Annotated in this window: 24 protein-coding genes; 11 read left to right on the forward strand and 13 right to left on the reverse strand. The window is 59.7% G+C overall.

From position 1 onward, the window contains the following. The first annotated feature begins 221 nt into the window (after positions 1-221). Positions 222-413 carry an MbcA/ParS/Xre antitoxin family protein gene (locus tag ACYCCG_RS13930; protein ID WP_459670925.1) on the forward strand — a complete coding sequence of 64 codons (192 nt, stop codon included), beginning with the start codon at positions 222-224 and terminating at the stop codon, positions 411-413. Positions 414-431: 18 nt separating this feature from the next. Here the strand turns inward: ACYCCG_RS13930 and ACYCCG_RS13935 are convergent, their stop codons facing one another. From ACYCCG_RS13935 to ACYCCG_RS13960, 6 genes are all read right to left on the reverse strand, one after another. Further along, on the reverse strand, positions 432-1,004 hold the full coding sequence (locus tag ACYCCG_RS13935; RefSeq protein WP_459670813.1) for a helix-turn-helix domain-containing protein: 573 nt from the start codon (positions 1,002-1,004) through the stop codon (positions 432-434). 708 nt (positions 1,005-1,712) lie between these two features. Continuing rightward, positions 1,713-2,006, reverse strand: coding sequence for a hypothetical protein (locus ACYCCG_RS13940; protein WP_459670815.1), 294 nt, complete (start codon positions 2,004-2,006; stop codon positions 1,713-1,715). A 643-nt stretch (positions 2,007-2,649) separates the two neighbouring features. Further along, positions 2,650-3,765, reverse strand: coding sequence for a hypothetical protein (locus ACYCCG_RS13945; protein WP_459670817.1), 1,116 nt, complete (start codon positions 3,763-3,765; stop codon positions 2,650-2,652). A 1,405-nt stretch (positions 3,766-5,170) separates the two neighbouring features. Then, positions 5,171-5,602, reverse strand: coding sequence for a DUF6691 family protein (locus ACYCCG_RS13950; RefSeq protein WP_459670819.1), 432 nt, complete (start codon positions 5,600-5,602; stop codon positions 5,171-5,173). A 1-nt stretch (position 5,603) separates the two neighbouring features. Then, entirely contained in the window at positions 5,604-6,041 is a 438-nt protein-coding gene (locus ACYCCG_RS13955) for a YeeE/YedE family protein (RefSeq protein WP_339533459.1), read from the reverse strand. 135 nt (positions 6,042-6,176) lie between these two features. Beyond that, positions 6,177-7,067, reverse strand: a complete 891-nt coding sequence (locus ACYCCG_RS13960) for a universal stress protein (protein ID WP_459670821.1) — start codon at positions 7,065-7,067, stop codon at positions 6,177-6,179. 319 nt (positions 7,068-7,386) lie between these two features. Here ACYCCG_RS13960 and ACYCCG_RS13965 point away from each other — a divergent pair, with 319 nt between their 5' ends. Then, positions 7,387-7,812 carry a potassium channel family protein gene (locus ACYCCG_RS13965; RefSeq protein WP_209966075.1) on the forward strand — a complete coding sequence of 142 codons (426 nt, stop codon included), beginning with the start codon at positions 7,387-7,389 and terminating at the stop codon, positions 7,810-7,812. Between the two features lie 42 nt (positions 7,813-7,854). On the opposite strand, the gene ACYCCG_RS13970 is transcribed toward ACYCCG_RS13965, so the two are convergent. After that, positions 7,855-8,415 (reverse strand): Hsp20/alpha crystallin family protein, encoded by a 561-nt coding sequence (locus ACYCCG_RS13970; RefSeq protein ID WP_459670824.1) that lies wholly within the window; start codon positions 8,413-8,415, stop codon positions 7,855-7,857. 252 nt (positions 8,416-8,667) lie between these two features. Here ACYCCG_RS13970 and ACYCCG_RS13975 point away from each other — a divergent pair, with 252 nt between their 5' ends. After that, on the forward strand, positions 8,668-9,237 hold the full coding sequence (locus ACYCCG_RS13975; RefSeq protein WP_339443252.1) for a GNAT family N-acetyltransferase: 570 nt from the start codon (positions 8,668-8,670) through the stop codon (positions 9,235-9,237). Positions 9,238-9,288: 51 nt separating this feature from the next. Here the strand turns inward: ACYCCG_RS13975 and ACYCCG_RS13980 are convergent, their stop codons facing one another. The 3 genes from ACYCCG_RS13980 to ACYCCG_RS13990 form a co-directional block, all read right to left on the reverse strand. Beyond that, positions 9,289-9,897: a hypothetical protein gene (locus tag ACYCCG_RS13980; RefSeq protein ID WP_176684205.1), complete on the reverse strand. Its 609-nt coding sequence runs from the start codon at positions 9,895-9,897 to the stop codon at positions 9,289-9,291. Positions 9,898-10,007: 110 nt separating this feature from the next. Next, positions 10,008-11,375, reverse strand: coding sequence for an MBL fold metallo-hydrolase RNA specificity domain-containing protein (locus tag ACYCCG_RS13985; RefSeq protein WP_459670826.1), 1,368 nt, complete (start codon positions 11,373-11,375; stop codon positions 10,008-10,010). Beyond that, a complete protein-coding gene (locus ACYCCG_RS13990) occupies positions 11,366-12,292 on the reverse strand; it encodes a universal stress protein (protein ID WP_459670828.1) in 927 nt (308 codons plus the stop codon). The genes ACYCCG_RS13985 and ACYCCG_RS13990 overlap by 10 nt, the downstream gene beginning before the upstream one ends. A 182-nt stretch (positions 12,293-12,474) precedes the next feature. Between ACYCCG_RS13990 and ACYCCG_RS13995 the strand changes: the two genes are divergently transcribed. Beyond that, complete coding sequence (locus ACYCCG_RS13995) at positions 12,475-13,023, forward strand: N-acetyltransferase family protein (RefSeq protein ID WP_459670830.1); 549 nt, start codon at positions 12,475-12,477, stop codon at positions 13,021-13,023. A gap of 29 nt (positions 13,024-13,052) precedes the next feature. Here ACYCCG_RS13995 and ACYCCG_RS14000 read toward each other — a convergent pair whose 3' ends face one another. Further along, on the reverse strand, positions 13,053-13,979 hold the full coding sequence (locus ACYCCG_RS14000; RefSeq protein WP_459670831.1) for a universal stress protein: 927 nt from the start codon (positions 13,977-13,979) through the stop codon (positions 13,053-13,055). Positions 13,980-14,268: 289 nt separating this feature from the next. Here ACYCCG_RS14000 and ACYCCG_RS14005 point away from each other — a divergent pair, with 289 nt between their 5' ends. Both ACYCCG_RS14005 and ACYCCG_RS14010 read left to right on the forward strand, forming a co-directional pair. Next, complete coding sequence (locus tag ACYCCG_RS14005) at positions 14,269-14,517, forward strand: hypothetical protein (protein WP_209966087.1); 249 nt, start codon at positions 14,269-14,271, stop codon at positions 14,515-14,517. Positions 14,518-14,519: 2 nt separating this feature from the next. Beyond that, positions 14,520-15,317, forward strand: coding sequence for a helix-turn-helix domain-containing protein (locus ACYCCG_RS14010; RefSeq protein WP_339443246.1), 798 nt, complete (start codon positions 14,520-14,522; stop codon positions 15,315-15,317). Positions 15,318-15,376: 59 nt separating this feature from the next. Here the strand turns inward: ACYCCG_RS14010 and paaX are convergent, their stop codons facing one another. Together paaX and paaY are read right to left on the reverse strand one after the other, a co-directional pair. Then, positions 15,377-16,300, reverse strand: coding sequence for a phenylacetic acid degradation operon negative regulatory protein PaaX (gene paaX, locus ACYCCG_RS14015; RefSeq protein ID WP_209966089.1), 924 nt, complete (start codon positions 16,298-16,300; stop codon positions 15,377-15,379). 77 nt (positions 16,301-16,377) lie between these two features. Further along, on the reverse strand, positions 16,378-16,977 hold the full coding sequence (gene paaY / locus ACYCCG_RS14020; RefSeq protein ID WP_176684213.1) for a phenylacetic acid degradation protein PaaY: 600 nt from the start codon (positions 16,975-16,977) through the stop codon (positions 16,378-16,380). Between the two features lie 347 nt (positions 16,978-17,324). Between paaY and paaF the strand changes: the two genes are divergently transcribed. The 5 genes from paaF to pcaF are packed head-to-tail and all read left to right on the forward strand — an operon-like array spanning position 17,325 to position 22,090. Further along, on the forward strand, positions 17,325-18,098 hold the full coding sequence (paaF, locus tag ACYCCG_RS14025) for a 2,3-dehydroadipyl-CoA hydratase PaaF (RefSeq protein ID WP_209966092.1): 774 nt from the start codon (positions 17,325-17,327) through the stop codon (positions 18,096-18,098). 34 nt (positions 18,099-18,132) lie between these two features. Continuing rightward, a complete protein-coding gene (gene paaG, locus ACYCCG_RS14030; RefSeq protein WP_209966093.1) occupies positions 18,133-18,924 on the forward strand; it encodes a 2-(1,2-epoxy-1,2-dihydrophenyl)acetyl-CoA isomerase PaaG in 792 nt (263 codons plus the stop codon). 2 nt (positions 18,925-18,926) lie between these two features. After that, positions 18,927-20,444: a 3-hydroxyacyl-CoA dehydrogenase PaaH gene (gene paaH, locus ACYCCG_RS14035; RefSeq protein ID WP_459670835.1), complete on the forward strand. Its 1,518-nt coding sequence runs from the start codon at positions 18,927-18,929 to the stop codon at positions 20,442-20,444. After that, complete coding sequence (paaI, locus tag ACYCCG_RS14040; RefSeq protein ID WP_459670837.1) at positions 20,437-20,877, forward strand: hydroxyphenylacetyl-CoA thioesterase PaaI; 441 nt, start codon at positions 20,437-20,439, stop codon at positions 20,875-20,877. The genes paaH and paaI overlap by 8 nt, the downstream gene beginning before the upstream one ends. Then, the gene (pcaF, locus tag ACYCCG_RS14045) at positions 20,870-22,090 is read left to right on the forward strand and encodes a 3-oxoadipyl-CoA thiolase (protein WP_459670839.1); all 1,221 of its coding nucleotides are present in this window, start codon (positions 20,870-20,872) and stop codon (positions 22,088-22,090) included. Before paaI ends, pcaF begins: the two co-directional genes overlap by 8 nt. Positions 22,091-22,203: the final 113 nt, after the last annotated feature.

Genomic DNA, 22,203 nt, shown 5'->3' on the forward strand with positions numbered 1-22,203 from the left:
GACCCAGCATCTTGAGCAGTTCGGCTTTGCGCTCAGAGGAATAGTACGGCACAACGGCTCTCTTTCCGCCCCCGGGGTCTGGTTTCAGGTAAATCTGGCGAGGCGACAACTATCCTGACACCGGGGGGTGTTGATGCACTTGTCCAACCAGGTAGGGATCGACCAGTGTTTGCAGTGACGGTTACAGATGGCCCTAAGCAAGGTTTTGGAGAATGGTGATGATGGAGCTCTCAGAGCTGCTTCGCAATCAAGCTGAGCGAGTATTCGGTGACAAGGTCAAAGCTGCGGTGTGGTTGGGGCGGCCACGGTCAAGCTTCGATGGATGCAGTGCGCTGGAGTTTGTTCAGGACGAGGCGACCTACCTGCGTGCAAGAGAGGAGTTGGACAGAATCGAGCACGGGTTTACAGGCTGACTTGATGCCGGCAGGTGCTCATTCAGGGAAGGCGAGCTCGGTTTGACTAGGGGAAACGGTAGTCGGTCGTTTAGAGAGCCGCGCTGCTCGACCTCGCTCGAGAGATAGGGGTGAATCGAGAGTAGTGGCCTGTTGCAGGCTTATCAGGCCTGGTAACCCACCTTCGCGTTCTAGCGTTTCGAGTTCAAACTTGAGTGTGTTGACAAGGTCTTTAGCCGGTCTACAGCCGTCTTCGCTCAGCGTTAGAGCCAGTAAAGTCAATGGACTCAGCTTGAGACGCGCGCTTAGCTGTTCAAGCTTGTCCAGCGTGATGCTTGATTTGCCACCCTCAAGCTTCGACAAGTAGGTACGACTGCTTGCATCGGCAAATTGCCGCTGGGTGATATTGCGTTTGCTCCTAATGGCGCGGAGCACAGTGGCAAATGATGACTTGAGTGTCATGAGTTCGGCCTGGTCATCTGACATTGTACGTGCGTCGCGCTCAGCGTTTCCTTTGTAGGATGTCGCATAGGGGAGGGCGAACACTTGATCGTGATTGGCGAAGGCAAGGGCGGGCGCCAGTCTAGCACGGGACTTTCGTCGGAAACGCATCTCTAGTCCGCAGGGTCTGGCTTACAACGCCAAGGTGAGATCCTCGCCCATCATGAAAAGTGCGGCCTCAATTGCACGACTCGTCCATGACCTGGGTAGCCTAACGCCGTTGCGGTCTACCGTTGAGACTTTAGACAACTGCTCGATGATCCAATTTGCCCTCCGATTCCACGTCGCATGTCGTCGGTGGTACCTGATGTGGCCAGAAGGTGCGAAGTATTTAAAGGTCTTGCTATCAGGGGTTCTCACCGCCCGCGGTACTTTCTGAGTATTGGCCCTCATACACCCAAAGCGCAGATGTGGGGGAGCCTGGATCCCGCACTCTTGCGCCCAGCATCTTACTAGCCATGCAAGCGCCGCAGCGACGCGGCTGTCGTAAATCACGAATCCGGGCAAAATTAGCGAATAGATTTTTGTGGTGCCAGCGTTGGAGCGAAGATCGCTCAACCTCTCAAGGAGAAGAGGGTCTTCGTCCTGGAGAGCCGGAAGGGCGCGAGTAAGGTACCTGTGCAGGCCTCCGTTTAAATTCTCCAGCCACACCGCATTACCCGGGCGTTTGAAGACGCCTCCCCACTCCATAATCGCTCTCGCCCAGTTTGCGAGTTCAGTGGAATCAACTGTGGTTTGCGCCAAGCAACCTTTGATGCCGTCAGATAGCTTCTGCAGAAGCTCTTCATTCTGAGAAAAGCTCGAGTTTCGAGTTTCGAGTCATTCGAGTCGAATCTCAGGTCTATCGGGCAGCCGCAGGCCGTGCTTGAAATATGCACCAGTCATAACCGAATTAGGTGCGATGACAGATCTGAGGGACGTGCCATCGTTGCCCTCGTCATCGATATGCAGAGCTGGGACGTGGTGGGAGAAGCTGTCGATACTGGAGACAAGCTCAGCGTGGCTGAAAGGGCTATAGATAGCGCATTTGGACGCAATGGGCGAGGGCAGGTCGAAGCGAGATTCCCGCTCGGCCAATCCTGTCAGATCGTCCTTCACGTGGATCGTGCTCATGGTGGGGCACGACTGAGAGAGTACGCGCTTCGCTACAATGTCGATGTGAAGTCATCAAGACACCATCAGCTTTTAGGGAGAGTAGAGCGGCTGCTAGCACCTCTTTTAATGTGCCAGCGCGGCTCGTTCGGGGACTGCCAAGAGCCTGTGTCAATCGAAGATTTCAGAGCGTACCTGACGGATCGCATAGCTACATACCATGAGAGTGAGAAGTACGAGGAAGAGCTTATACCCTACCAGCTGTGGCGTCACCGCAACCAGCCGCCGACAAATGCCTAGTGGATGCCTTCAGTTCCAGCTAATCCCCCGGATCTCTTTCCACGGTCGAGCCTGGTGATCAGTCAGGCATGACCAGTCTGGCATTGCCAGGAGAGAGCTCTGGCCTATTTGGCTTGCGCATAATCCGTATCAACCCTCCATCAGCGTCTAAGACATATCCGTCTGCGCGACTTACTAAGCAATTCTGCGGCGCGCGGCAAGCGGAGCGCGCAGGCGTGAGGATGTCCACCCGCAGGGTCAAGACGCACGCCCAGCGGGCGGCTTGATTTACGACAGCCGTGCTCGAAGAGCCACGCCCAAGATGGGCGAGGGCGCCGCCATCAACAACTTGAGCGCCTGGAAAGCTAAATCATTTGTCGGAAGATCATCGAAAGTCCGATGATCTTCGAATTGATGAGAAGTTCAAGCCCTTAAACTTGGCGGCAGCATTCACAATCGCTGGATCCGAATCGGTGCGCGCCATGACTGAAAGTCGCTCACCGAAAATAGTCATATATTGATTAAGCGCATCCGGAGAATAACTAAATGCGCCATTTTTAGTCGGGAACATGGGTGCCGAAGGTAGCGCCTCGCTCGCATCAACCTGATACCAGCCTAGATATCGCTCTAGGTAAGCATTAAATTCTACGGAGAGATTAAGTGCCCGCCTCGAGTGCACACCACTTTCGAATACCCATGATCCGTCAGATGCGCTACGAAATTGACCTAACATATGAACATCACTAATTGCCACAATAGTGTGTCGGGCGATTGCCATATACAGCAAAATTTGCTCAGACCGTTGATCTGAGAGGTTGCCCATCATGAGCTGCTGGAAAGCCCAGTCAAGCTCAATTGAGGTGAAACAAAGTGATGGCTTAACTTTTGCCAAACTTCCAAGGATGTCGCGCGGGCATTCCTCCGCGCAATTAGCTTTTAGTAATCCAGTTTCCGCCAAGTAAAAATCGAAGAAAACTTTTGCCACTTTCGCAGATCGCCCCAAAGCCCATTGAACTAGCTTTCCGAAACGGTCGTCGCCACTTTCTTTATGAAAGACCTCAGCTTTCCGACGAAAAATCCGCCACCGTTCGTTGATCGCCCAATCGGCAAATTCCATCCTATCATTTGGCAGATATCTAAGATGCGAAATAGAACTGCACCAGGCAGTTGGAGGGTTGCATTGAAAGTTAAGAAACTCTCGAAAATCGCCGACATCCCAACCCATCAGTGGAATACCTTTGAAAAAGCTCCAGTTCAGCATGAGCTCCAAGCAATGGCAGGTTAGCGAATAGCGGGCTTTGGCTTGATCGGGGGCCCACTCAAGCGCTGAACACTCCAGAAACTTCGAGCAATACATGACGCTCGTAAAGGCTTTGCAGGCAGGGTCAACCTGGTCGAGCCTGGAACGGACATCATGGTTCTGAGGGACGCTGTACGAACTGGCAGGCTTCCAATGTTCATACGGAGCGAAGATCGGGAATGGAGTGAACGGTAACGCCATATGCGCTCCCTGAGCCTATAATGGGTGCGAGAAGTCGGTGTCTAGTGAGCAGCATTTGAGGCGTCTGGGGTATGAATAGCCTCTGATCGGCGAAAGCGGCAGTGATCTCAAATGGTCTGAGTCATTTGATATGTATAGCGCAGATCGCGTTTGTAGGTGCGTGCCGGCGCAGCAAATCTGATGATCGTTGTTGGTATGTGTAGATGCTGGTGCAATACGCTGGGCAGCAGTAGGAAGTAGGTTGCGGTACGTCAGGGGTTCGTGAAACGACGGGTGACAGAATGGATGAGCAAGGGATCGTGAGGCTGCTGATTTTCAACGGGTTCGGGGGTTTGCGGAATCAGCTGCGTAGGTTAGTGGACACAGACAAATAAACAAGGCGGATTCATCAAAGACCATAATTTAACATAATATGCATTATGAGCACCTTCGTATGAAGGTACCGGGCCGTGGGTTGGCCAGATTGGAAGCCCGTTCGCAGTGCGATTTTCGCGGACGCGAAAAAATGACCAGTTCAGCCGGCTCCAGGTGTTGCTACCAGCAACACGCATCAGCTCCGAAGTAAGTCGCTGCAGACAGCTCTGCCGGTGGTTTTTCACGGTGAAAAAATCCACGGTGAAACTTCAGAGCCCAGATCGCACTACGATTTTCGCGGGCACCGAAATTACGCTCGCCGTTGGCTTTTCGGCCGACGTTGCGTCATTTGACCCAGTACCTGGTCAAGTTGCGGCGCGAGGTTCAACACGTCCAAGTCTACGCCTAGAACTGAATCGGCTTCGTACGGATACCGCGTGCCAGAGAACAGAGTCGACGCAGTACTTATTCATCTGTCCAACTCAAAGCCTGGTGCCAGGTGTCCAACTCAAAGCCTGGTGCCAGGCTCTGTGAATCGCACGAAACTGGCTGGCTAGGTCGCTAGGAATTGCGTTTTACAGATCAGACAAGCAGTGTCCATTACCACGTGGCTTCAGGCGCAGTCGCAGGTGCCCATCAGGATCATATTCAGATCTGGGGAACGCGGGTCAGCCTTAACCAGAAGCGACTTGAGAAACAGCTCTCAAGCGAGCGCCGGATTCCTCACAGCTGGCCAGTAACGCGTTCTATCTGGGGAACTTTTCGCTCTCACCTCAAGCGCTTGAGTTGCCTGCAGAAATGTCCGGGCTTCCTCTATAACCCAAGTATTGGGCAGCGGGACGTCATCCTTCATATGGCGTCTTAAGTGGACCTTCGCTTGGAGCTGTGGCTGGTAGCAACAGCCTGCGGCCGCATAGCATAGCGGGATAAGCTCTGGTACCCTGCCCTTATAATATGAATTTAAGGAATAACTCTACTAAATATTCATTTAGTAGAGTTGCACTCAGTAAGTGCCTGGTAATGAGTTCAATCAAGACTAATTTGTGTATCGTCAAACCCTACCCTGACGACTGCGAAAGTTTTCCGCAACATTGAACAATCCCATACCGACGAGCATCGCGATCACGAACAGCCAGGCTTGCCAGTACCCCCCGGCGAGCAACACCAACGCCGGCCCCGGACAAACGCCGGCCAACCCCCAGCCTATGCCAAAGACCAGGCTCCCACCGACAAGTCGACGGTCGATGTCACGCCTGGCAGGCAACTGTATCTTACCTCCCAGCGCAGCCGTGGTGTGACGCCGCGCCCAGGTCATAGGCAACAGTGCGGCACCTATCGCACCCACCATGACCAGTGCCAGCGACGGGTCCCAGTGCCCGGCAATGTCGAGAAACCCTAACACCTTGGCGGGGTTTGCCATGCCGGATAGCAATATCCCCATGCCGAATAGCAACCCTGCAATGAAGCCACTGATCCGCTTCATTTCACGCTCCTGAAAAAAGATGCCTGACCACGAAGACCGTGGCAAAGCCGGCGGCCATGAAGCACAGTGTCGCCACTGCCGAACGGGGCGACAGGCGTGACAGGCCACAAACGCCATGGCCACTGGTGCAGCCACCGCCATAGCGAGTACCGAGGCCTACCAGAACTCCCGCGACCATAAGCAGCCAAGGCGCCATACTGAAATGAACCGGAGGCATTGCCGAGAACAGTTGCCATAAAAGTGGCGCGGCAATGAGTCCCAACAAGAAGTACACTTTTTCGCCCCGCCCTTCCCCGCCACTTTGCAGCAGAGAACCGAGCAAACCGCTGATGCCCGCGATGCGCCCGTTCGCAACGGCGAACAGCCCAGCGGCCAAACCGATCAGTGCCCCGCCTGCCAATGCCGACCACGGCGTGAAGGCAGCCATATCAACAAACATCTCAGCGCTCCATTGTCGTATTAGAGACAAAAACAGATTCCATCTTAACGCTAGAGAGCGACCTCATGACACTTCCCAGCATGCGGTGCCCGCGTCCAAGCCTGCTGCAGAAACGATAGAAGCGAAACAATAAAGTCAGCTGACCGGCGCAGACCTGATCGTCAGGATGCTGCACGGCGCATGGCTGAGAAGCCGCTCGGTGGTATCGCCGATCACCTTGGCCCAATGCCTGGCCTGCACGACGCCGACAACCACTGCATCGATCTTCAGCGTGGCGATGTAGGTCTTGATCACGCGCAGGGGCGCGCCTTCGCTGAAATACCGGTGCGTGTGGGCAACGCCATGTGCATCGGCCAACGCATCGAAAGGCAACTGCAGTGACTCACGTAACTGGTTCGCCCAGGGGCCGGCAAGGTCAGGGTTGGCCAGCATGGCGATGGGCAGGTCGTAAGCCGAGAGCAGGTGCAACTGGCCCTTGCATTGAGCAGCCAGTTGCTGACCTGCCGCGATCAGGGCATGGTTGAGGGCATCCTTGTGTGGCGACGGGTTGGCGACATCCACTGCGACCAGAATGTTGCGGGGGATGGCTGGGGCATTCGCCGGCACGAACAACAACGGCGTCTCGCACCCATGCAGCAACGCTTGGTCTAGCGAGGTCCGGGCGATCTGCTCGAGCAGGGAGTGGCCCGGGCAGTCCTTGATCACCAGGTCAGGTGCGTAGCGGGCAATGCAGGCTGGCAGTTGATCACGCGGATTGGAGGTTTCTACGGCCTCGAAACCTGGCCGAGCCCCCACGAACTGCTGCTCATCGAGCAGCGCTTTGAGTTCGGTGCTGAAGTGCACGAATGAGACCGAAGGTACCGGGTCCTCCTGCAATTCATGACGCAGGCGCAGTTCACCCGACTCATGGATGCCCAGTACTTGTAAACTTGCACCCGACGCCGCAGACAATGCCATGGCCCAGGACAGCGCTGTATTGGCTTGGGCCTCGGTCATGATGAGCAGAATCCGGCGATACGGCGTCATGGGCACCTCCCAGCGCGGCGTTTGGGGTGTATGCGATTGTCATTATCGAAGCCGGCGCTGGTTCGTTCTTGATAAATATCAAGGCCCCCAGGCGCCATAGCGCCACTTTACGGCTGAACCGATGCGCCGTCATCGGGGCGGCCATCACTGTCCTCTACCGACTCCAGGCGCGCATCGTGGCTCGGGTTTGCCAAGGATTGATGCGCGCGATCTGGCTCGAAGCGTTCCCGCCGTTACTGCCGCAGGCCAATGAGCTACCATCCATGCGTTGGTCGACAACTTGAAATGAACCGCCACACAGGGCAAGAGTACCTTCGCGATGCTCACTGTCACGCTGATCAACATGCTGGTCGTGATACTGGTGGTGATCATTCACTACGAATGCCTGCTGCGCCTGAATGACTGGCTACCCCGCCTCAAGCTCTGGAGCCGGTTTCGCATCGTAGCGGGCGTGTTCGGCGCACTGCTAGCCCATGCGCTTGAGGTCTGGTGCTTTGCCCTGGTGTATTACCTGATGGCCCATGCCGACGGCTGGGGCACGCTCAGCGGCAATTTCGACGGGAGTTTCCTGGACTGCGTGTACTTTTCCTTCACCACCTATACCACCATTGGTTTCGGCGACATCACCCCTGACGGGCACCTCAAATACCTTACTGGCCTGCAGGCATTGACTGGCCTGGTGCTGATCACCTGGACCGCTTCGTTTCTCTTCCTGGAAATGCAGAAGTACTGGAAAGCCAAATAGAAGCCGGAGCGTCCTTGCTCCTGAAGCGTTCCCGAACGTCGTTCACTCGCTACTCTTGATCGGAATCACTTTTTCCGGGTGAATGGCTTCGGCACGCTTTGGCAGATGTAACCGCAGTACACCGTTGGCGAACTCTGCATTGATTTTTTCAGCATCGACTTCGCGGGGCAATTGGAAAACCCGCTCGAAGCTGCCGTAGTGCCGTTCTGACAGGTGATACTCCTTGCGCTTTTCGTCGCGTTCTTCCTGCTTCTCTCCGCGAATCACCACATTCCCATTGACCAGCTTGATTTCGATGTCCTTGTCGTCCACGCCTGGCAATTCGGCACTGATGCGAAATTCATCGGCCAGTTCGCTGATATCCATCGCCGGCATGCCATGGCTGAAAAGGTCGCGACGCCAGAACGGCTCTACGTCAAACGGCGTGTGGCTGAACGGTGTGCGTAAAGGCCGGCGCCCGAAATCCTCGAACAGGCTGTCGATCTGGCGCCGTAACTGCTGGAATGGCCGCCACTGATCCGATGTTTCGGCGCTGGGCGGCGAAGCCTTGGCAGGCTGGGCGGCTGTGGGAGTATCAGGTACTTTCTTGGCTGCTTCGGACATGGCGACCTCCTCGAATGAGTTATGCCTCGCTGGGAGACGCCTTGATCTTGAGCCTGCAGCTAACCCCACGCTTGACCTTTATCAACCTGCCTGCGGCAACCTTTGCCTGCCCCTTTTGCTCCTGATCAACGGCCGGTGAGACTGCCGCCTAATGGGCTGGTAGCCGTGCAATTGACAACTATCAAGTCGGTGCAAGGCCATGCGACGAAACTGTATCTCCACTGTTCATTCCAGACGTGTGAGGATACCGCCATGGCTCCAGTCAACCCCTCCCCTCAACCTGCCCCCACCGCGTTTCCGGTGCCATCCGGCGAGCATTGGATCGATGCTCTGGACAATGGCACCCATGTACTGATCAGGCCGTTGCAAGCCAAGGACAGGCAGCGCGAAAGGGCCTTCATCGAACGGTTGTCACCTGAATCACGGCACTTTCGCTTCCTGTGCCAGATCAGGGAGCCCGGTGAAGCCATGCTCGACCAGTTGATGGCGGTCGATCAGGACCGACAAGCGGCCTTCGTCGCCCTCGCGCATGTCGACGGCGAACTGCAAGAAGTGGGCATTTCCCGTTACGCCGCTTGTGATGCCAAGGATGAATGCGAATGCGCGGTCACGGTTCTCGACAGCTGGCAACACCATGGTCTCGGCCGTTTGCTGCTCAAGCACCTGACTGATCATGCGCGGGCAAAAGGTTTTCGGCAGATGTATTCGATCGATTTCGCCGCCAACCAGGCAATGCGTGACATGGCCAAGGCAGCAGGATTTACCACGACCACCGACCCTGATGATCCGAGCCAGGTAATCCATCGGCTTGTACTGAGCTGAACCGAAGCCGCCGCGCCATGACCGGTCCTGACGCGGCGGCCAGCATCTTATTCAAGGCATGGTTGCCTGAGGCTCCTCGGGCAGCAGGTCGAACTGTTTGAGGCAGCGCTGCTCATCATCGGGTGTGAGTACCTTCAAGCCGCTCACCTCCTGCATGGGCGTTTCGAGCAAAGCCATGCGCAGCACCCCGTTGCGCTCCATGAAGGTCTGCGCCAGGCACGTGCACACCGGTTTGCCGACCAGTGCGGTGAGTTTTTCATCTTCGGGTACGTCCACTTGAGCCTGCAGGTTGGCTTCGCAGTTCGCCACGATCTGCGTCACCGAGCGTCCTGCCAACCACAAGGCGCCTGTGCCCAGCAGCCCCAGGCACAACAGCACCACCAGCAGGATGTTCGACTCCCGGGCCACCGAGCGAAGGAACGCCAGCCTGGCCTGCCAGCCTGCCTCCTGGCCGTTGAAAATGGCCCTGCCGACAGTGCGCTTCACGCCTCGCTGCACCGCCCAGCCTAGCGCCACACTCAGGGCCAGCAAGGCCAGTATCACGGCCGGATCGTGCATGGGCAGGCGCCAGGTCGGGCTCAGCCCGTGGTAGGCCGATGCGGCGAGTAGCAAGACCAGAATCGCCACGATCCAACCCAGGCTGCCCTTTGGACGATGCATCCAGGCTCTGAGTCTTGCCCTTGCTTGTGTGTTCATGAATACCTCCCGCGCCACCCCAGGCTCTGTATGAAAAGCCTTGATACTCGTTGATGCTGCGTTGGAAACAGCCCCTAGCGCACAGGGTCGATGGCAACCGTTTCCTGATGCTCAGGCACGCACACCTGCCAGCCGAGTTCGAGGCTGATCCGCCGCCGCAAGGTGTCGGCTGCGTGTGGCTCGCCATGAATGACATAGGTCTGACGCGGTGGCCGGGTGAACCCACGTAACCATTCCATGATTTCATCAGCATCGGCGTGCGCAGAAAGATTCTCCATCGCATGCACCTGTGCACGGATGGGCACGTCCTCGCCGTGCAACCGCACGCTGTGGGCGCCCGCGACGATATCGGCACCCCGCGTCCCCCCGGCTTGAAAGCCCGAGAACAGAATGCTGTTGCGTGGGTTGGGGGCCAGCGCCTTGAGGTGGTGAAGCACCCGTCCACCGGTCGCCATACCACTGGCGGCGATGATCACTGCGGGCTCGCGCAGCTGGTCCAGGTGCCTGGACTCGTCGACCGTGCGGACGATGTGCGTGCCCCTGCACATGGCGGCGCACTCGGCTGCTGTCAGCCGGTGTTCACTGCGGTACTGCTGGTACAGGACAGTGGCATCGGTGGCCATCGGGCTGTTCAGGTAGACCGGGATATCAGGGATCAGCCGGTCGCGCTTGAGCGTGTACAGGTAGTACATGAGCAGTTGGGCACGGCCGACAGCGAACGAGGGCACGAGGGTAATGCCGTGGCGCAGGAGCGTTTCGTTGATGACCTTGGCCAGGTACTGTTCGGTCGATTCGGCCGGATGCTGGCGATCCCCATAGGTAGACTCGATCAACAGCACGTCCGTCGTCCTGACCAGTTCAGGCGCACGCATGATCGGATCCTGAGGGCGGCCGAGGTCACCCGAAAACAGCACGGCCTGCCCTTCGGCGCTGATCTGGACCGTGGCTGCCCCCAGAATATGTCCGGCGGTACGCAATAGCAGCTCCATGCCCTCGGCAATCAGGGTCACCTGGTGCAACTCTACGGGATGAAACAGTGCCAGGACCCTTTTGGCATCCTGCTCGGTATAGAGCGGTTGCGCCGGTGCATGCTTGGAGTAACCGTGGCGATTGGCATGGTCGGCCTGCTCTTCCTGCAGCCGCGCACTGTCGAGCAAGAGGATTTCCGCCAGGGCGCAAGTCGCCGGCGTGGCGTAGATCGGCCCGCGGTAGCCTTCCCGAACCAGCACCGGTAGATAACCACTGTGGTCAAGGTGGGCATGGGTCAGCACCACCGCATCGAGCGCACGCAGCGCTGGGGGCAGTGGCTGCCAGTTGCGCAGGCGCAGTTGCTTGAACCCCTGGAAGAGTCCGCAGTCGACCAATACCCGCGTGCTGTCACGGGTCAACAGGAATTTGCTGCCGGTCACGGTCCCGGTGCCGCCAAGAAAAGTCAGTTGCATGGCCAAGGCCCCCAACTTTCGGCTATTTGGGGATGAACGGCGAGCACACTGCACGGTGGGCGGCTGACGATACGCTCGGTGGTGTCACCCAACAGTTTGTCCAGGCCCTTGGGCTGTACCACGCCCATCACCACCGCGTCGATGTCCAGTGCTGCGACCTGTTCACGGATCACCTGTACCGGGCCTCCTTCCATGAAATGTCGGCGGTCCGGCGCGACGCCTTCGGCATCGGCCAGCGCCTCGAAAGGCTCCTGCAGTGCCTCACGCATCTCGTCGATCCACGCCTGGGTGACATTCATGTCCGAGGCGAATACCCCTGCCAGGTTGTAGGCCGACAGCAGATGCAGGGGCGCGTCACACTGCAACGCCAGCGCCTGGCCAGCACGAATCAGTCCATGATTGAAGCACGCCTGGACGGCAGGCGTCTCGCTGAACGCAGTATCCACGGCGACCAGCACACGCCGCGGCAATGAAACGGCCGCCGCCGGCACGAAATGGCTGACGCCTTTGAAACCTCGCATCATCGCACAATCCAGTGGGGTGCCGAACATGCGCATCAGGGCCGACGCGGCTTCGCTGTCCTTGATGACCATATCCGGCTGCAGTTCACTGATGTAATCGATCGCCTGGCTGCGGATATCCTCCGCATTCAGGCTGTCGACCGTCAGCGTCGTACCGCTGCCCCGATGCCGTTCGACCAATCCCGTCAACTGAACGCGATAATGCTGGTACTGGCGCTTGATATCGGCCTCGTTCAGCCGCTCTTCGCGCAGAAGGTGCTCCTCGCTCGGCTCGAACAGGCCCAGCACATGCACGCTGGCGCCGCTGACTTGCGCCAAGGCAAGGGCTCGGCGCAAAGCGGCGGAATGCGGATCGACCTCGCTCAGCAGCACCAGCAATTGTCGATATTGCCCCATGGTGAACCTCCGCGCTTGCGTCAGTGGATGTGATGCTGACGATGTTCCGCGCGCAGGATCGATGTTGCTTGATGCAGATCAGAAAACTGCTACCCAGCCTGAACTTGATGATTGTCAGAACCTAACCGGTCCGTCACGTTAAAACGGCTGCACCAGGCAATGATCGGGTAACGGGAGGCGTCATGAACGGGCAGCAAACAGCACAGCCACAGACCTGCGAACACTGGGTCGAAAACCTCGAGGACGGTTCGGCGGTGCTGATCCGCCCCTTACGCGAGGAGGACCACGAACGGGACAAGCGTTTTCTGAGCACAATCACTTATGAATCACGGCGTTTTCGTTTCATTGCCGGACTCAGCGGCGGCTTGCCCAGCTTGGACACGCAATGCATGCCCGTGGACTATCAGCAGCGCATGGCCTACGTCGCCTTGGCTCATGTGGACGGTAAATTGCAACAGATCGGCGTCAGCCGTTATGCAGGCCTACCTGGCAGCCAATGTTGCGAATGCGCAGTGGCGGTCAGCGAAGACTGGCAGCGCAAAGGGTTGGGCAAGCGCCTGATGCAGCACCTGATTGCAGCCGCACGACGCAATGGCTTTCAGTGCATGGTTTCCCGGGATCTGGCCAGCAACTATGGCATGCACCGGCTGGTCAAGGCACTAGGCTTCACCTCACGCTACCCTGGCGGGGATGTGAGCGAGATCATGCACGAACTTGACCTGCAGCCTTGAAAAGACAAGGCCCTTGCGGGCCTTGTGCTTCAGCCTTGGGAGCGCTCTGGAGAAATCACCAGCACGCTGCTGGACAACCGATGCAAAACCCGCTCGGCAGTACTGCCGATGAACCAGCCGATGCCATGGTGGTGATAACTGCCCATGACCAGCACGTCGATATCATTGTTATCCATGAATATCCCCAAGGCCTTTGCCGGGTCGCCTATGCGCATGTGGCGGTGTTCGACGGCGATCCCGTTGCGTTCGGCAAGCTCCTGGAAGGCAGCACTCTGAGCGTCATGCAAGGTCCGGGCGTGGTTCGAATCGAACAGGAACGAATGTTCCCGGCTGCCGCCTGCATCCAGGTACATGGAACCCAAGTCGTAGGCATACAGCAACTCGATCTGTGCATTGCACTGCAATGTCAGTTTCAGCGCTTCGCTGATGATCTGGTCGTTGAAACCTTCGAACTGATCCTCAGGCCTGGACAGGTCCACCGCCGCAAGAATCCTGCGTGGCAACGCGTGGCTGGCCTTGTGTACCAAGTGCAAGGGGGTTCGCGTTTCACGCAGCAACTGGATATCCAGCGAGGTGAACATTGCGCGCATCCACCAGGGCTCATGCTCGAACGCCTTGATCAGCATGGCGAACGGCTGCTCACGCAAGTGCACCAGGATCTCGTTCAAGGGTTGCTGTACCCACACCACCTCGGTTGTGACGATGACACCACTGCGCCGCATCGATGTCGCCTGGGTTTCCAGCCATTCACGGTGCTGCTGCACGTAACCCTCGCGCATGACTGCCAGCGCCTGGTCATTCACCAGGCCCGCCGTGGCAAGCCCTTCCACGTAGTCGAAAGCCACGATGTGCAGGGCCATCCCCTTGGCCTTGGCCAACGCAGCAGCCCGGTCATAGACCGGGGTTCGGCGCATCAGGGGGGAGGCGATCAGCAGCAGTCTTTGCGGAGTTTCCATGGCACACCTCTGAGGTTGCGATATGTAGCTCAAGCATCTGCCACCCAGGCCTTGCGAATTTGATGTTTATCAACTGGAGGCACCTTCTGACAAACGGCATTGCCCATGGCGCAACAACTTGACGCGGATCAATGTCTCGACACTTCGCAGGCGCACCCTGTACCCATATCAACATTCACTTCAGGCGCCGCAGGCGTGCCATGGTGATAACGCCCTGAGCTTCACCTGCGCTGCCGGCAGGGACGCCTTCATTTTGCATTGTCTACCGATACATGCTTTGGAGGCTCTGATGAACGTTTACGTCGAGAAGAACACTGTGCAGGGACGCTGTTGGGTTCGCATGGATCACTGGCGGGTGAGTTTCAGTACGGCAGCTGAAGCCGAGCAGTTTGTCGAACGGTTGACAACCCGCCTCAATGCGCCCCACTCGTTTGACATGCTGGCCGATTGGTCGCGCCACGCTGGGATTGCCGATGCGCACAGTGCGCGCATTGGCTTGAAGGCCCAAAGCGGCCTCCGAAGTGCTGAGGAGGCCTGAAGATGCCAGGCCAACTGAAGGTCACACGGCTCGACTCGCCCAACGAGTCGTCCAAGGCAAACCCTATTCACCTGAAACCGCTGGCGAACCACTGCAGGGATTGCCGGGTCAGCGGCCTGTGTCTCCCCACCGGCCTGCCGGTTGACGACGACAGCTGCCTGGGCGCGTTGATAGGCCCACGCCTTCGCATTCGCAAGGGCGCCGCGCTGTTCAATGCCAACGATCCGCTGACCATGCTCTATGCCGTCCGCTGCGGCAGTTTCAAGACCAGCCTGAACACCGCCGAGGGGCAAGGCGTGGTGATCAACTTCTGGATGCCGGGCGATGTACTGGGCCTCGATGCCATTGCCACAGAGCACCATGTCTGCGACGCCATTGCCCTGGAAGACAGCGAAGTCTGCCCAGTCCCCTATCGCCGCTTGCAAACCCTGGCGCGTGACTTTCCGTTCCTGCAGCAAAGCCTCAATCGCTTGATGAGCCGGGAGATCGTGCGTGAGCACGGGCGTGTGCTGATGCTGTGCAACCTTACTGCAGAACAGCGGCTGGCCAGCTTCCTGGTAGGGCTCTCCAGGCGCTTCGTCAGCCGTGGTTATTCTGCCCATGGCTTCATGCTGCGGATGTCCCGAGAAGACATGGCGTCGTACCTGGGATTACGCCTGGAAACCGTATGCCGATCCATCGCCCACCTGCGGGCGCTGGGTCTCGTCGACCTGCATGGCAGGTTGGTAGAAATTCTCGATATGCCTGCACTCATGGCACTGGAACAGGGCGGCGGTGAATGTGAGGTCAAGGGCCCCTGAAGGCACCCTGCTCGGACGCCGTAGATGTTGGCCACGACGCTGTGACGCGAGCATTCCTTTCAAACCAACCCGCCAAAACGCTTGTAGAAACCCTCGCTCACGTCCGGCAATGGGCCATCTGCTGTCTCCAGCGCTGCATTCAACCATTCTTCGGCCTTGGCAAACACCAGTCGATAGAGGTTGCGGCACAACTGTCGCGCGGCCCTTCCCTCCCAGTCCCCTGGCAGTAGCTCGTCGGGTAGTTGCGGGTCGCGCAGCAGCAGGCGGCGGTACTCGTGAATCAGCAGCGTGCGTGCCAGGAAGCAATCTTGAGCATCGAGCAACGGCTGCTCTTTCAAACCTTGCCACAGCGGCCTGAACAGCTGGATGAACTCGCTGTATTGCTGCCCCAGTTCGTCGATACGCCAGCTTTCCCGCACCTGGGCGCGCATGGCCTTGGACGCGAGTACCTCTTGGGTGTGGGTTTCGAAGACGATGCTGTCGTCGCTGGCTTCAAGATCACGCAACGTGGCCGCCAGGTCGGCACGATCTGCCCGTGGGCAGCCCAGCAGGTTCGGTGCCATGACGCCAAACCCCTGCCACTCCAGTTCTTCACGCACCGCCTTACGTTTACCCGTCTCGAGTTGCGACAGCAACACCAGCGTCCAGGCCCCGTCCCAGGCCGGCTGGCTCGGGCTATAGACGCGCTTGAAGGCTTTTTCGAAACGCCGACGGCCAGTGCCGGTCAGGCTGTAATAACTGCGTCGCCCCACCTTTTCTGCAGTGAGCCAACCCTCTTTGGTCAGGCGAAAGATCGACGTGCGGATCAACCGTTCATTGATGCCGATCGGCTCCAGCAGGTTGATCAGGCTACCGAGCCAGACTGTACCGCCGTGCGGCTCGATGGCATCGCCGTACAACGTGATGATCAGGGAACTGGCGCGGATTGGCGTCTGCTCCTGAAAGCGGGTAATCAAGTGGTTCAGTGGGGCGAGATTGCTCATGGGCGAACTGTGCGCGGATAAAGCACCGACTATACCTGTGCGGCGGGCCGCCTGGCCATTGCGTGTCACTGCCAGGCTCATGCGCTCGCCTGGCCCTTGGGCCTGACCCCAGTGTCTTCCATGCGCGGGCGCCCAGGCTCCGCCTCGGCCAGCGGCGGGCATTCGACCATGCTGTTCATGCAGCGCCGCGCCAGGTGCTGGTACTCCGCCGTCCCGCGCTGTTTCCAGGCCAGTTCCTGCTCGCTCAGTGGGCGTTTGACCTGGGCTGGTGACCCCATCACCAGGCTCTGCGCCGCGCATTCGAAGCCAGCTTTGACGAAGGCGGTGGCCGCGACGATGCAGCGTGGTGCGACATGGGCGCCATCCATCACCACGGCGTTCATGCCGATCAATGAATCTTCGCCCACGCGACAGCCGTGCAGCACCGCGCCATGGCCGACGTGCCCGTTACGCTCCACTACGGTATCGCCCCCCGGGAAACCATGCATCACGCAGGTGTCCTGCAAGTTGGCGCCCTCCTCCAGCACGATGCGGCCGAAATCGCCCCTGAGCGATGCCAGTGGGCCAATGTAGCAGCGGGGGCCGACGATGACGTCGCCGATCAGGACTGCGCTGGGGTGTACGTAGGCTGTCGGGTGAACCACGGGCGTCAGGCCGTCCAGTCGATAGCAAGGCATCGCATCACTCCTGAAATGATTTGAAATGTCAGTCGATCTTGTATCAGAAGCTGTTTGATCGTCAATCGTGTATCACTTGTGTTGATCTAATGCTGCCAGACAAAAATCAGCTGAAAATACCCGTAAATCCATAGGAAAAACGATTCATCTGCAGATATTGCGGCGGAGCGGTGATCGCCGGATAACACACAAAGAGATACGGAAACGTATTTTTGATGTTGCATATATGTATCATTTAGAGCATATACTGGCCTCACCTGGTCGTGATCCCGCATTACGCCCCTGCAAACAATGCCAAGAAATGCCGGCCCCGCGATGTGCCGTGCGTGCAGCCAGAGGAACCCGAGATGCCGCGATATATCGATGTGCAGGCGCCCGAACACGGCGTTCAGCTCATTACCCTGCAACGGCCCGAGGCCTTGAACGCCCTGAGCACCGAGTTACTGGCACAACTGGCTGCTGCGTTGCAGGCTGCCGGGGACGACGAGCGTGTCCGAACTGTAGTGATTACGGGCAGTGCCAGGGCTTTCGCCGCAGGCGCCGACATTGGCGAGATGGCCGATCGCGACCTGGTCGGCATCCTTAATGACCCCCGCGTAGCGCATTGGCAAAGCATCGCTGCATTCGCCAAGCCGCTGATTGCCGCAGTCAACGGCTATGCCCTGGGTGGCGGCTGCGAACTGGCAATGTGCGCCGACATCCTCATCGCCAGTACCGACGCCCGTTTCGGCCAGCCGGAAATCAACCTGGGCATCATCCCCGGTGCTGGCGGCACCCAGCGCCTGTTGCGCGCCGTCGGTAAGCCGTTGGCCATGCAGATGGTGCTGACGGGGGAGCCCATCACTGCCCATCGCGCCCAGCAGGCCGGCCTGGTCAGCGAAATTACCCAGCCCGAACTCACCGTAGAACGCGCCATGCAGGTTGCCCGCAGCATCGCCGCCAAAGCGCCGCTGGCCGTGCGCCTGGCCAAGGAGGCGCTACTGAAGGCCGGTGATACCGACCTGGCCAGCGGTCTGCGCTTCGAGCGTCATGCGTTCACTCTGCTGGCTGGCACCGCCGACCGCGATGAAGGCATCCGCGCCTTCCAGGAAAAGCGCCAGGCCCGTTTCCAGGGGCGCTGAACTTCATTCTCTCGACTGACGGAGCGAGCCTGTCATGACTTTCCAGCACATCCTGTTTTCCATCGAGGACGGCGTCGCCCTCCTTTCGTTGAACCGCCCCGAGCAGCTGAACAGCTTCAATACGGCCATGCACCTGGAGGTGCGCGAAGCGCTCAAGCAAGTGCGCCAGAGCAGTGAAGCACGGGTGCTGCTGCTGACGGCTGAAGGCCGCGGCTTCTGCGCCGGCCAGGACCTGTCCGACCGCAACGTTGCCCCAGGCGCCGAGATGCCAGACCTGGGCCAATCGATCGACAAGTTCTACAACCCGCTGGTGCGCACCCTGCGCGACCTGCCATTGCCGGTGATCTGCGCGGTCAACGGCGTGGCTGCCGGAGCCGGTGCCAACATTCCCTTGGCCTGCGACCTGGTGCTGGCCGCACGCTCGGCCAGCTTCATCCAGGCCTTCTGCAAGATCGGCCTGGTGCCGGATTCCGGCGGTACCTGGCTGCTGCCGCGCTTGGTCGGCATGGCCCGGGCCAAGGCGCTGGCCATGCTGGGCGAGCGCCTTGGCGCCGAACAGGCCGAGCAATGGGGGCTGATCCATCGCGTGGTGGATGATGCCGCGCTGCGTGACGAAGCCCTCACCCTCGCCCGCCAGCTCGCTGCCCAGCCTACCTACGGCCTGGCACTGATCAAGCGCAGCCTCAATGCCAGTTTCGACAACGGTTTTGAGGAGCAGCTGGAGCTGGAGCGCGACCTGCAGCGCCTGGCCGGGCGCAGCGAGGACTACCGCGAAGGCGTGAGCGCCTTCATGAACAAACGCTCGCCAGCCTTCAAGGGGCGCTGAACATGGGCGCACTCGCAAGCAATGCGCAGGTGGCAGTGATCGGTGCCGGCGCCATGGGCGCCGGTATTGCCCAGGTCGCGGCCCAGGCCGGCCACCCCGTCAAGCTCTACGATAACCGCCCGGGTGCTGCCGCCCAGGCAGTGGAGGGTATCGATCGCCAACTGGCCCGGCTGGTTGAAAAAGGAAAGTTGCTGGCCGCTGAACGCGAAGCGATCAATGCCCGCCTGTGCCCGGTCGAGACACTCGAGGCCTTGGCTGATGCCGGCCTGGTGATTGAAGCCATCGTCGAAAATTTGCAGGTGAAGCAGGCGCTGTTCAGTCAGCTCGAAACCCTTTGCGCAGTCGACTGTATCCTTGCCAGCAATACTTCGTCACTGTCCATCACCAGCCTTGCGGCGGGCCTTGAACGCCCGCAGCACGTGGTCGGTATGCATTTCTTCAACCCGGCACCGCTGATGGCGCTGGTCGAGGTGGTGTCGGGCCTGGCAACCGACCCGACAGTTGCCGCACGCATCTACGCCACTGCCCAGGCCTGGGGCAAGCAGCCGGTCCATGCGCGCTCTACACCCGGTTTCATCGTCAACCGGGTAGCGCGGCCGTTCTATGCCGAAAGCCTGCGCCTGATGCAGGAAGGTGCCGCCGATTGCGCCAGCCTGGATGCGCTGATGCGTGACGCGGGTGGCTTCCGCATGGGGGCGTTCGAGCTGACCGACCTGATTGGCCATGACGTCAATTACGCGGTCACCTGTTCCGTATTCGATGCTTTCTATGGCGATTTCCGTTTCCAGCCTTCGCTGGTGCAGAAGGAACTGGTGGACGCCGGTCGCCTGGGTCGTAAGACCGGCCAAGGCTTCTATCGCTATGCCGAAGGCGTCGAGCGCCCGCAGCCGGCCGAACTGCACAGCTCCGCCGGCGCAGAGGCCTGCGTTGTCGAGGGCAACCTGGGGGTGATGCAGCCGCTGGTCGAGCGCCTGCGCCAAAGCGGTATTGCCGTGACCCAACGCGCCGGTAGTGGCCTGATTCAGGTGGGCGATGCCACCCTGGCCCTGTCCGATGGCCGCCTGGCGAGCCAGCGCGCCCGCGAAGACGGCCTGCGCAACCTTGTGCTGCTCGACCTGGCGCTGGACTACAGCAGCGCCACGCGCCTAGCCATCAGCTGGTCAGCGGATACCAGCGACAGCGCCCGTGACCAGGCTGTAGCCCTGCTGCAGCGCGCAGGCTTGAAAGTGACCGGCATCGCCGACCTGCCCGGCCTGGTGGTGCTGCGCACCGTGGCAATGCTCGCCAACGAGGCTGCCGATGCGGTGCTTCAGGGCGTCGGCAGCGCCGCCGACATCGACCTGGCCATGCGCGCCGGCGTCAATTACCCCCGCGGCCCGCTGGCCTGGGCCGCAGACATCGGCCTTGCCCACACCCTGGCCGTGCTCGACAACCTGCAGCGCAGCTATGGCGAGAGCCGCTACCGCCCTTCCCTGTTGTTACGCCGCTGTGAAGCCAAAGGAGGCACCCTACATGACTGAAGAGCAACTGGCACAAGCCTGTGCCGATGCCCTGTACGCCCGCGACCAAGCCACCCAGGGCCTGGGTATCAGCCTGCTGGATGCCGGCCCAGGCCGGGCCAGCCTGCGCATGCCGGTGCGTGCCGACATGATCCAGGGGCACGGCACCTGCCATGGCGGTTTCCTGTTCGCGTTGGCCGATTCGGCGTTTGCCTTCGCCTGCAACAGCTACGACCAGGCCACGGTGGCGCTGGGCTGCAGCATCAACTACCTGGCCCCGGCGCTGCGCGATGACGTGCTCACCGCCCACGCCAGCGAAGTCAGCCGCAAAGGCCGCACCGGCCTGTACGACGTGCGCATCGACAACCAGCGCGGTGACCTGGTGGCGATGTTCCATGGCAAATCCTACAAAGTGCGCGGCACCGTGCTGGCGCAGGAGACGCAAGATGAATGAACCGACCCACGCCGATGCCTTGATCATCGACGCCGTACGCACCCCCATTGGCCGCTATGCCGGGGCCCTGAGCAGTGTGCGCGCCGACGACCTGGCGGCCATCCCGCTCAAAGCCTTGATCCAGCGCCACCCCGAACTGGACTGGAAAGCCATTGATGACGTCATCTTCGGCTGTGCCAACCAGGCCGGCGAGGACAACCGCAACGTGGCTCACATGGCGAGCCTGCTGGCCGGGCTGCCAGTCGAAGTTCCAGGGACCACGATCAACCGCCTGTGCGGTTCCGGCCTGGATGCCATCGGCAATGCGGCACGTGCCCTGCGCTGTGGTGAAGCAGGGCTCATGCTGGCCGGCGGTGTGGAATCCATGTCGCGTGCGCCGTTTGTGATGGGTAAGTCGGAACAGGCATTCGGGCGTGCGGCCGAACTGTTCGACACCACGATCGGCTGGCGTTTCGTCAACCCGCTGATGAAGACTGCCTACGGCATCGATTCGATGCCGGAAACGGCCGAAAACGTGGCCGAACAGTTCGGCATCTCGCGCGCCGACCAAGATGCGTTTGCCCTGCGCAGCCAGCACAAGGCTGCAGCCGCTCAGGCCCGCGGCCGCCTGGCACAGGAAATCGTGCCGGTCGAAATCCCGCAACGCAAAGGCCCGTCCAAAGTGGTCGAGCATGACGAGCACCCGCGCGGCGACACCACGCTGGAGCAGTTGGCTCGGCTCGGCACGCCGTTTCGTGAAGGCGGCAGCGTAACGGCCGGTAATGCCTCCGGCGTGAATGACGGCGCTTGCGCCCTGCTGCTGGCCAACAGTGCCGTAGCCCGCCGCCATGGCCTGAAAGCGCGCGGGCGCATTGTCGGCATGGCGGTGGCCGGGGTCGAGCCCAGGCTGATGGGCATCGGTCCGGTGCCTGCGACCCGCAAGGTGCTGGCACTCAACGGCCTGACACTGGCTGACATGGATGTCATCGAGCTCAATGAGGCCTTTGCCGCCCAGGGGCTGGCCGTGTTGCGCGAGCTGAGTCTGGCCGACGACGATCCGCGAGTCAACCGCAACGGCGGCGCCATCGCCCTGGGCCATCCACTGGGTATGAGCGGTGCCCGGTTGGTGACCACTGCTTTGCACGAGCTTGAAGAAACGGCCGGCCGCTACGCCCTGTGCACCATGTGCATTGGCGTAGGCCAAGGCATCGCCATGATCATCGAGCGCCTCTGAGCGGTTCAGGCCCTGCGCTTGTTACCGAACTGAACGCAGCCGTATATGCTGCCTCCATGACACTCACCGCGTGGCCTGCAACCGCTGGCGCGCGGCGTACAAGAACAATTCGA

The sequence above is a fragment of the Pseudomonas sp. VEM90 genome (assembly GCF_054611535.1).

Excerpts from the sequence above, each read along its gene's own strand:
- ACYCCG_RS13930 (WP_459670925.1), top strand. The coding sequence starts at position 222 with ATGGAGCTCTCAGAGCTGCTTCGCAATCAAGCTGAGCGAGTATTCGGT.
- ACYCCG_RS13935 (WP_459670813.1), bottom strand. The coding sequence starts at position 1,004 with ATGCGTTTCCGACGAAAGTCCCGTGCTAGACTGGCGCCCGCCCTTGCC.
- ACYCCG_RS13940 (WP_459670815.1), bottom strand. The coding sequence starts at position 2,006 with ATGAGCACGATCCACGTGAAGGACGATCTGACAGGATTGGCCGAGCGG.
- ACYCCG_RS13945 (WP_459670817.1), bottom strand. The coding sequence starts at position 3,765 with ATGGCGTTACCGTTCACTCCATTCCCGATCTTCGCTCCGTATGAACAT.
- ACYCCG_RS13950 (WP_459670819.1), bottom strand. The coding sequence starts at position 5,602 with ATGAAGCGGATCAGTGGCTTCATTGCAGGGTTGCTATTCGGCATGGGG.
- ACYCCG_RS13955 (WP_339533459.1), bottom strand. The coding sequence starts at position 6,041 with ATGTTTGTTGATATGGCTGCCTTCACGCCGTGGTCGGCATTGGCAGGC.
- ACYCCG_RS13960 (WP_459670821.1), bottom strand. The coding sequence starts at position 7,067 with ATGACGCCGTATCGCCGGATTCTGCTCATCATGACCGAGGCCCAAGCC.
- ACYCCG_RS13965 (WP_209966075.1), top strand. The coding sequence starts at position 7,387 with ATGCTCACTGTCACGCTGATCAACATGCTGGTCGTGATACTGGTGGTG.
- ACYCCG_RS13970 (WP_459670824.1), bottom strand. The coding sequence starts at position 8,415 with ATGTCCGAAGCAGCCAAGAAAGTACCTGATACTCCCACAGCCGCCCAG.
- ACYCCG_RS13975 (WP_339443252.1), top strand. The coding sequence starts at position 8,668 with ATGGCTCCAGTCAACCCCTCCCCTCAACCTGCCCCCACCGCGTTTCCG.
- ACYCCG_RS13980 (WP_176684205.1), bottom strand. The coding sequence starts at position 9,897 with ATGCATCGTCCAAAGGGCAGCCTGGGTTGGATCGTGGCGATTCTGGTC.
- ACYCCG_RS13985 (WP_459670826.1), bottom strand. The coding sequence starts at position 11,375 with ATGCAACTGACTTTTCTTGGCGGCACCGGGACCGTGACCGGCAGCAAA.
- ACYCCG_RS13990 (WP_459670828.1), bottom strand. The coding sequence starts at position 12,292 with ATGGGGCAATATCGACAATTGCTGGTGCTGCTGAGCGAGGTCGATCCG.
- ACYCCG_RS13995 (WP_459670830.1), top strand. The coding sequence starts at position 12,475 with ATGAACGGGCAGCAAACAGCACAGCCACAGACCTGCGAACACTGGGTC.
- ACYCCG_RS14000 (WP_459670831.1), bottom strand. The coding sequence starts at position 13,979 with ATGGAAACTCCGCAAAGACTGCTGCTGATCGCCTCCCCCCTGATGCGC.
- ACYCCG_RS14005 (WP_209966087.1), top strand. The coding sequence starts at position 14,269 with ATGAACGTTTACGTCGAGAAGAACACTGTGCAGGGACGCTGTTGGGTT.
- ACYCCG_RS14010 (WP_339443246.1), top strand. The coding sequence starts at position 14,520 with ATGCCAGGCCAACTGAAGGTCACACGGCTCGACTCGCCCAACGAGTCG.
- paaX (WP_209966089.1), bottom strand. The coding sequence starts at position 16,300 with ATGAGCAATCTCGCCCCACTGAACCACTTGATTACCCGCTTTCAGGAG.
- paaY (WP_176684213.1), bottom strand. The coding sequence starts at position 16,977 with ATGCCTTGCTATCGACTGGACGGCCTGACGCCCGTGGTTCACCCGACA.
- paaF (WP_209966092.1), top strand. The coding sequence starts at position 17,325 with ATGCCGCGATATATCGATGTGCAGGCGCCCGAACACGGCGTTCAGCTC.
- paaG (WP_209966093.1), top strand. The coding sequence starts at position 18,133 with ATGACTTTCCAGCACATCCTGTTTTCCATCGAGGACGGCGTCGCCCTC.
- paaH (WP_459670835.1), top strand. The coding sequence starts at position 18,927 with ATGGGCGCACTCGCAAGCAATGCGCAGGTGGCAGTGATCGGTGCCGGC.
- paaI (WP_459670837.1), top strand. The coding sequence starts at position 20,437 with ATGACTGAAGAGCAACTGGCACAAGCCTGTGCCGATGCCCTGTACGCC.
- pcaF (WP_459670839.1), top strand. The coding sequence starts at position 20,870 with ATGAATGAACCGACCCACGCCGATGCCTTGATCATCGACGCCGTACGC.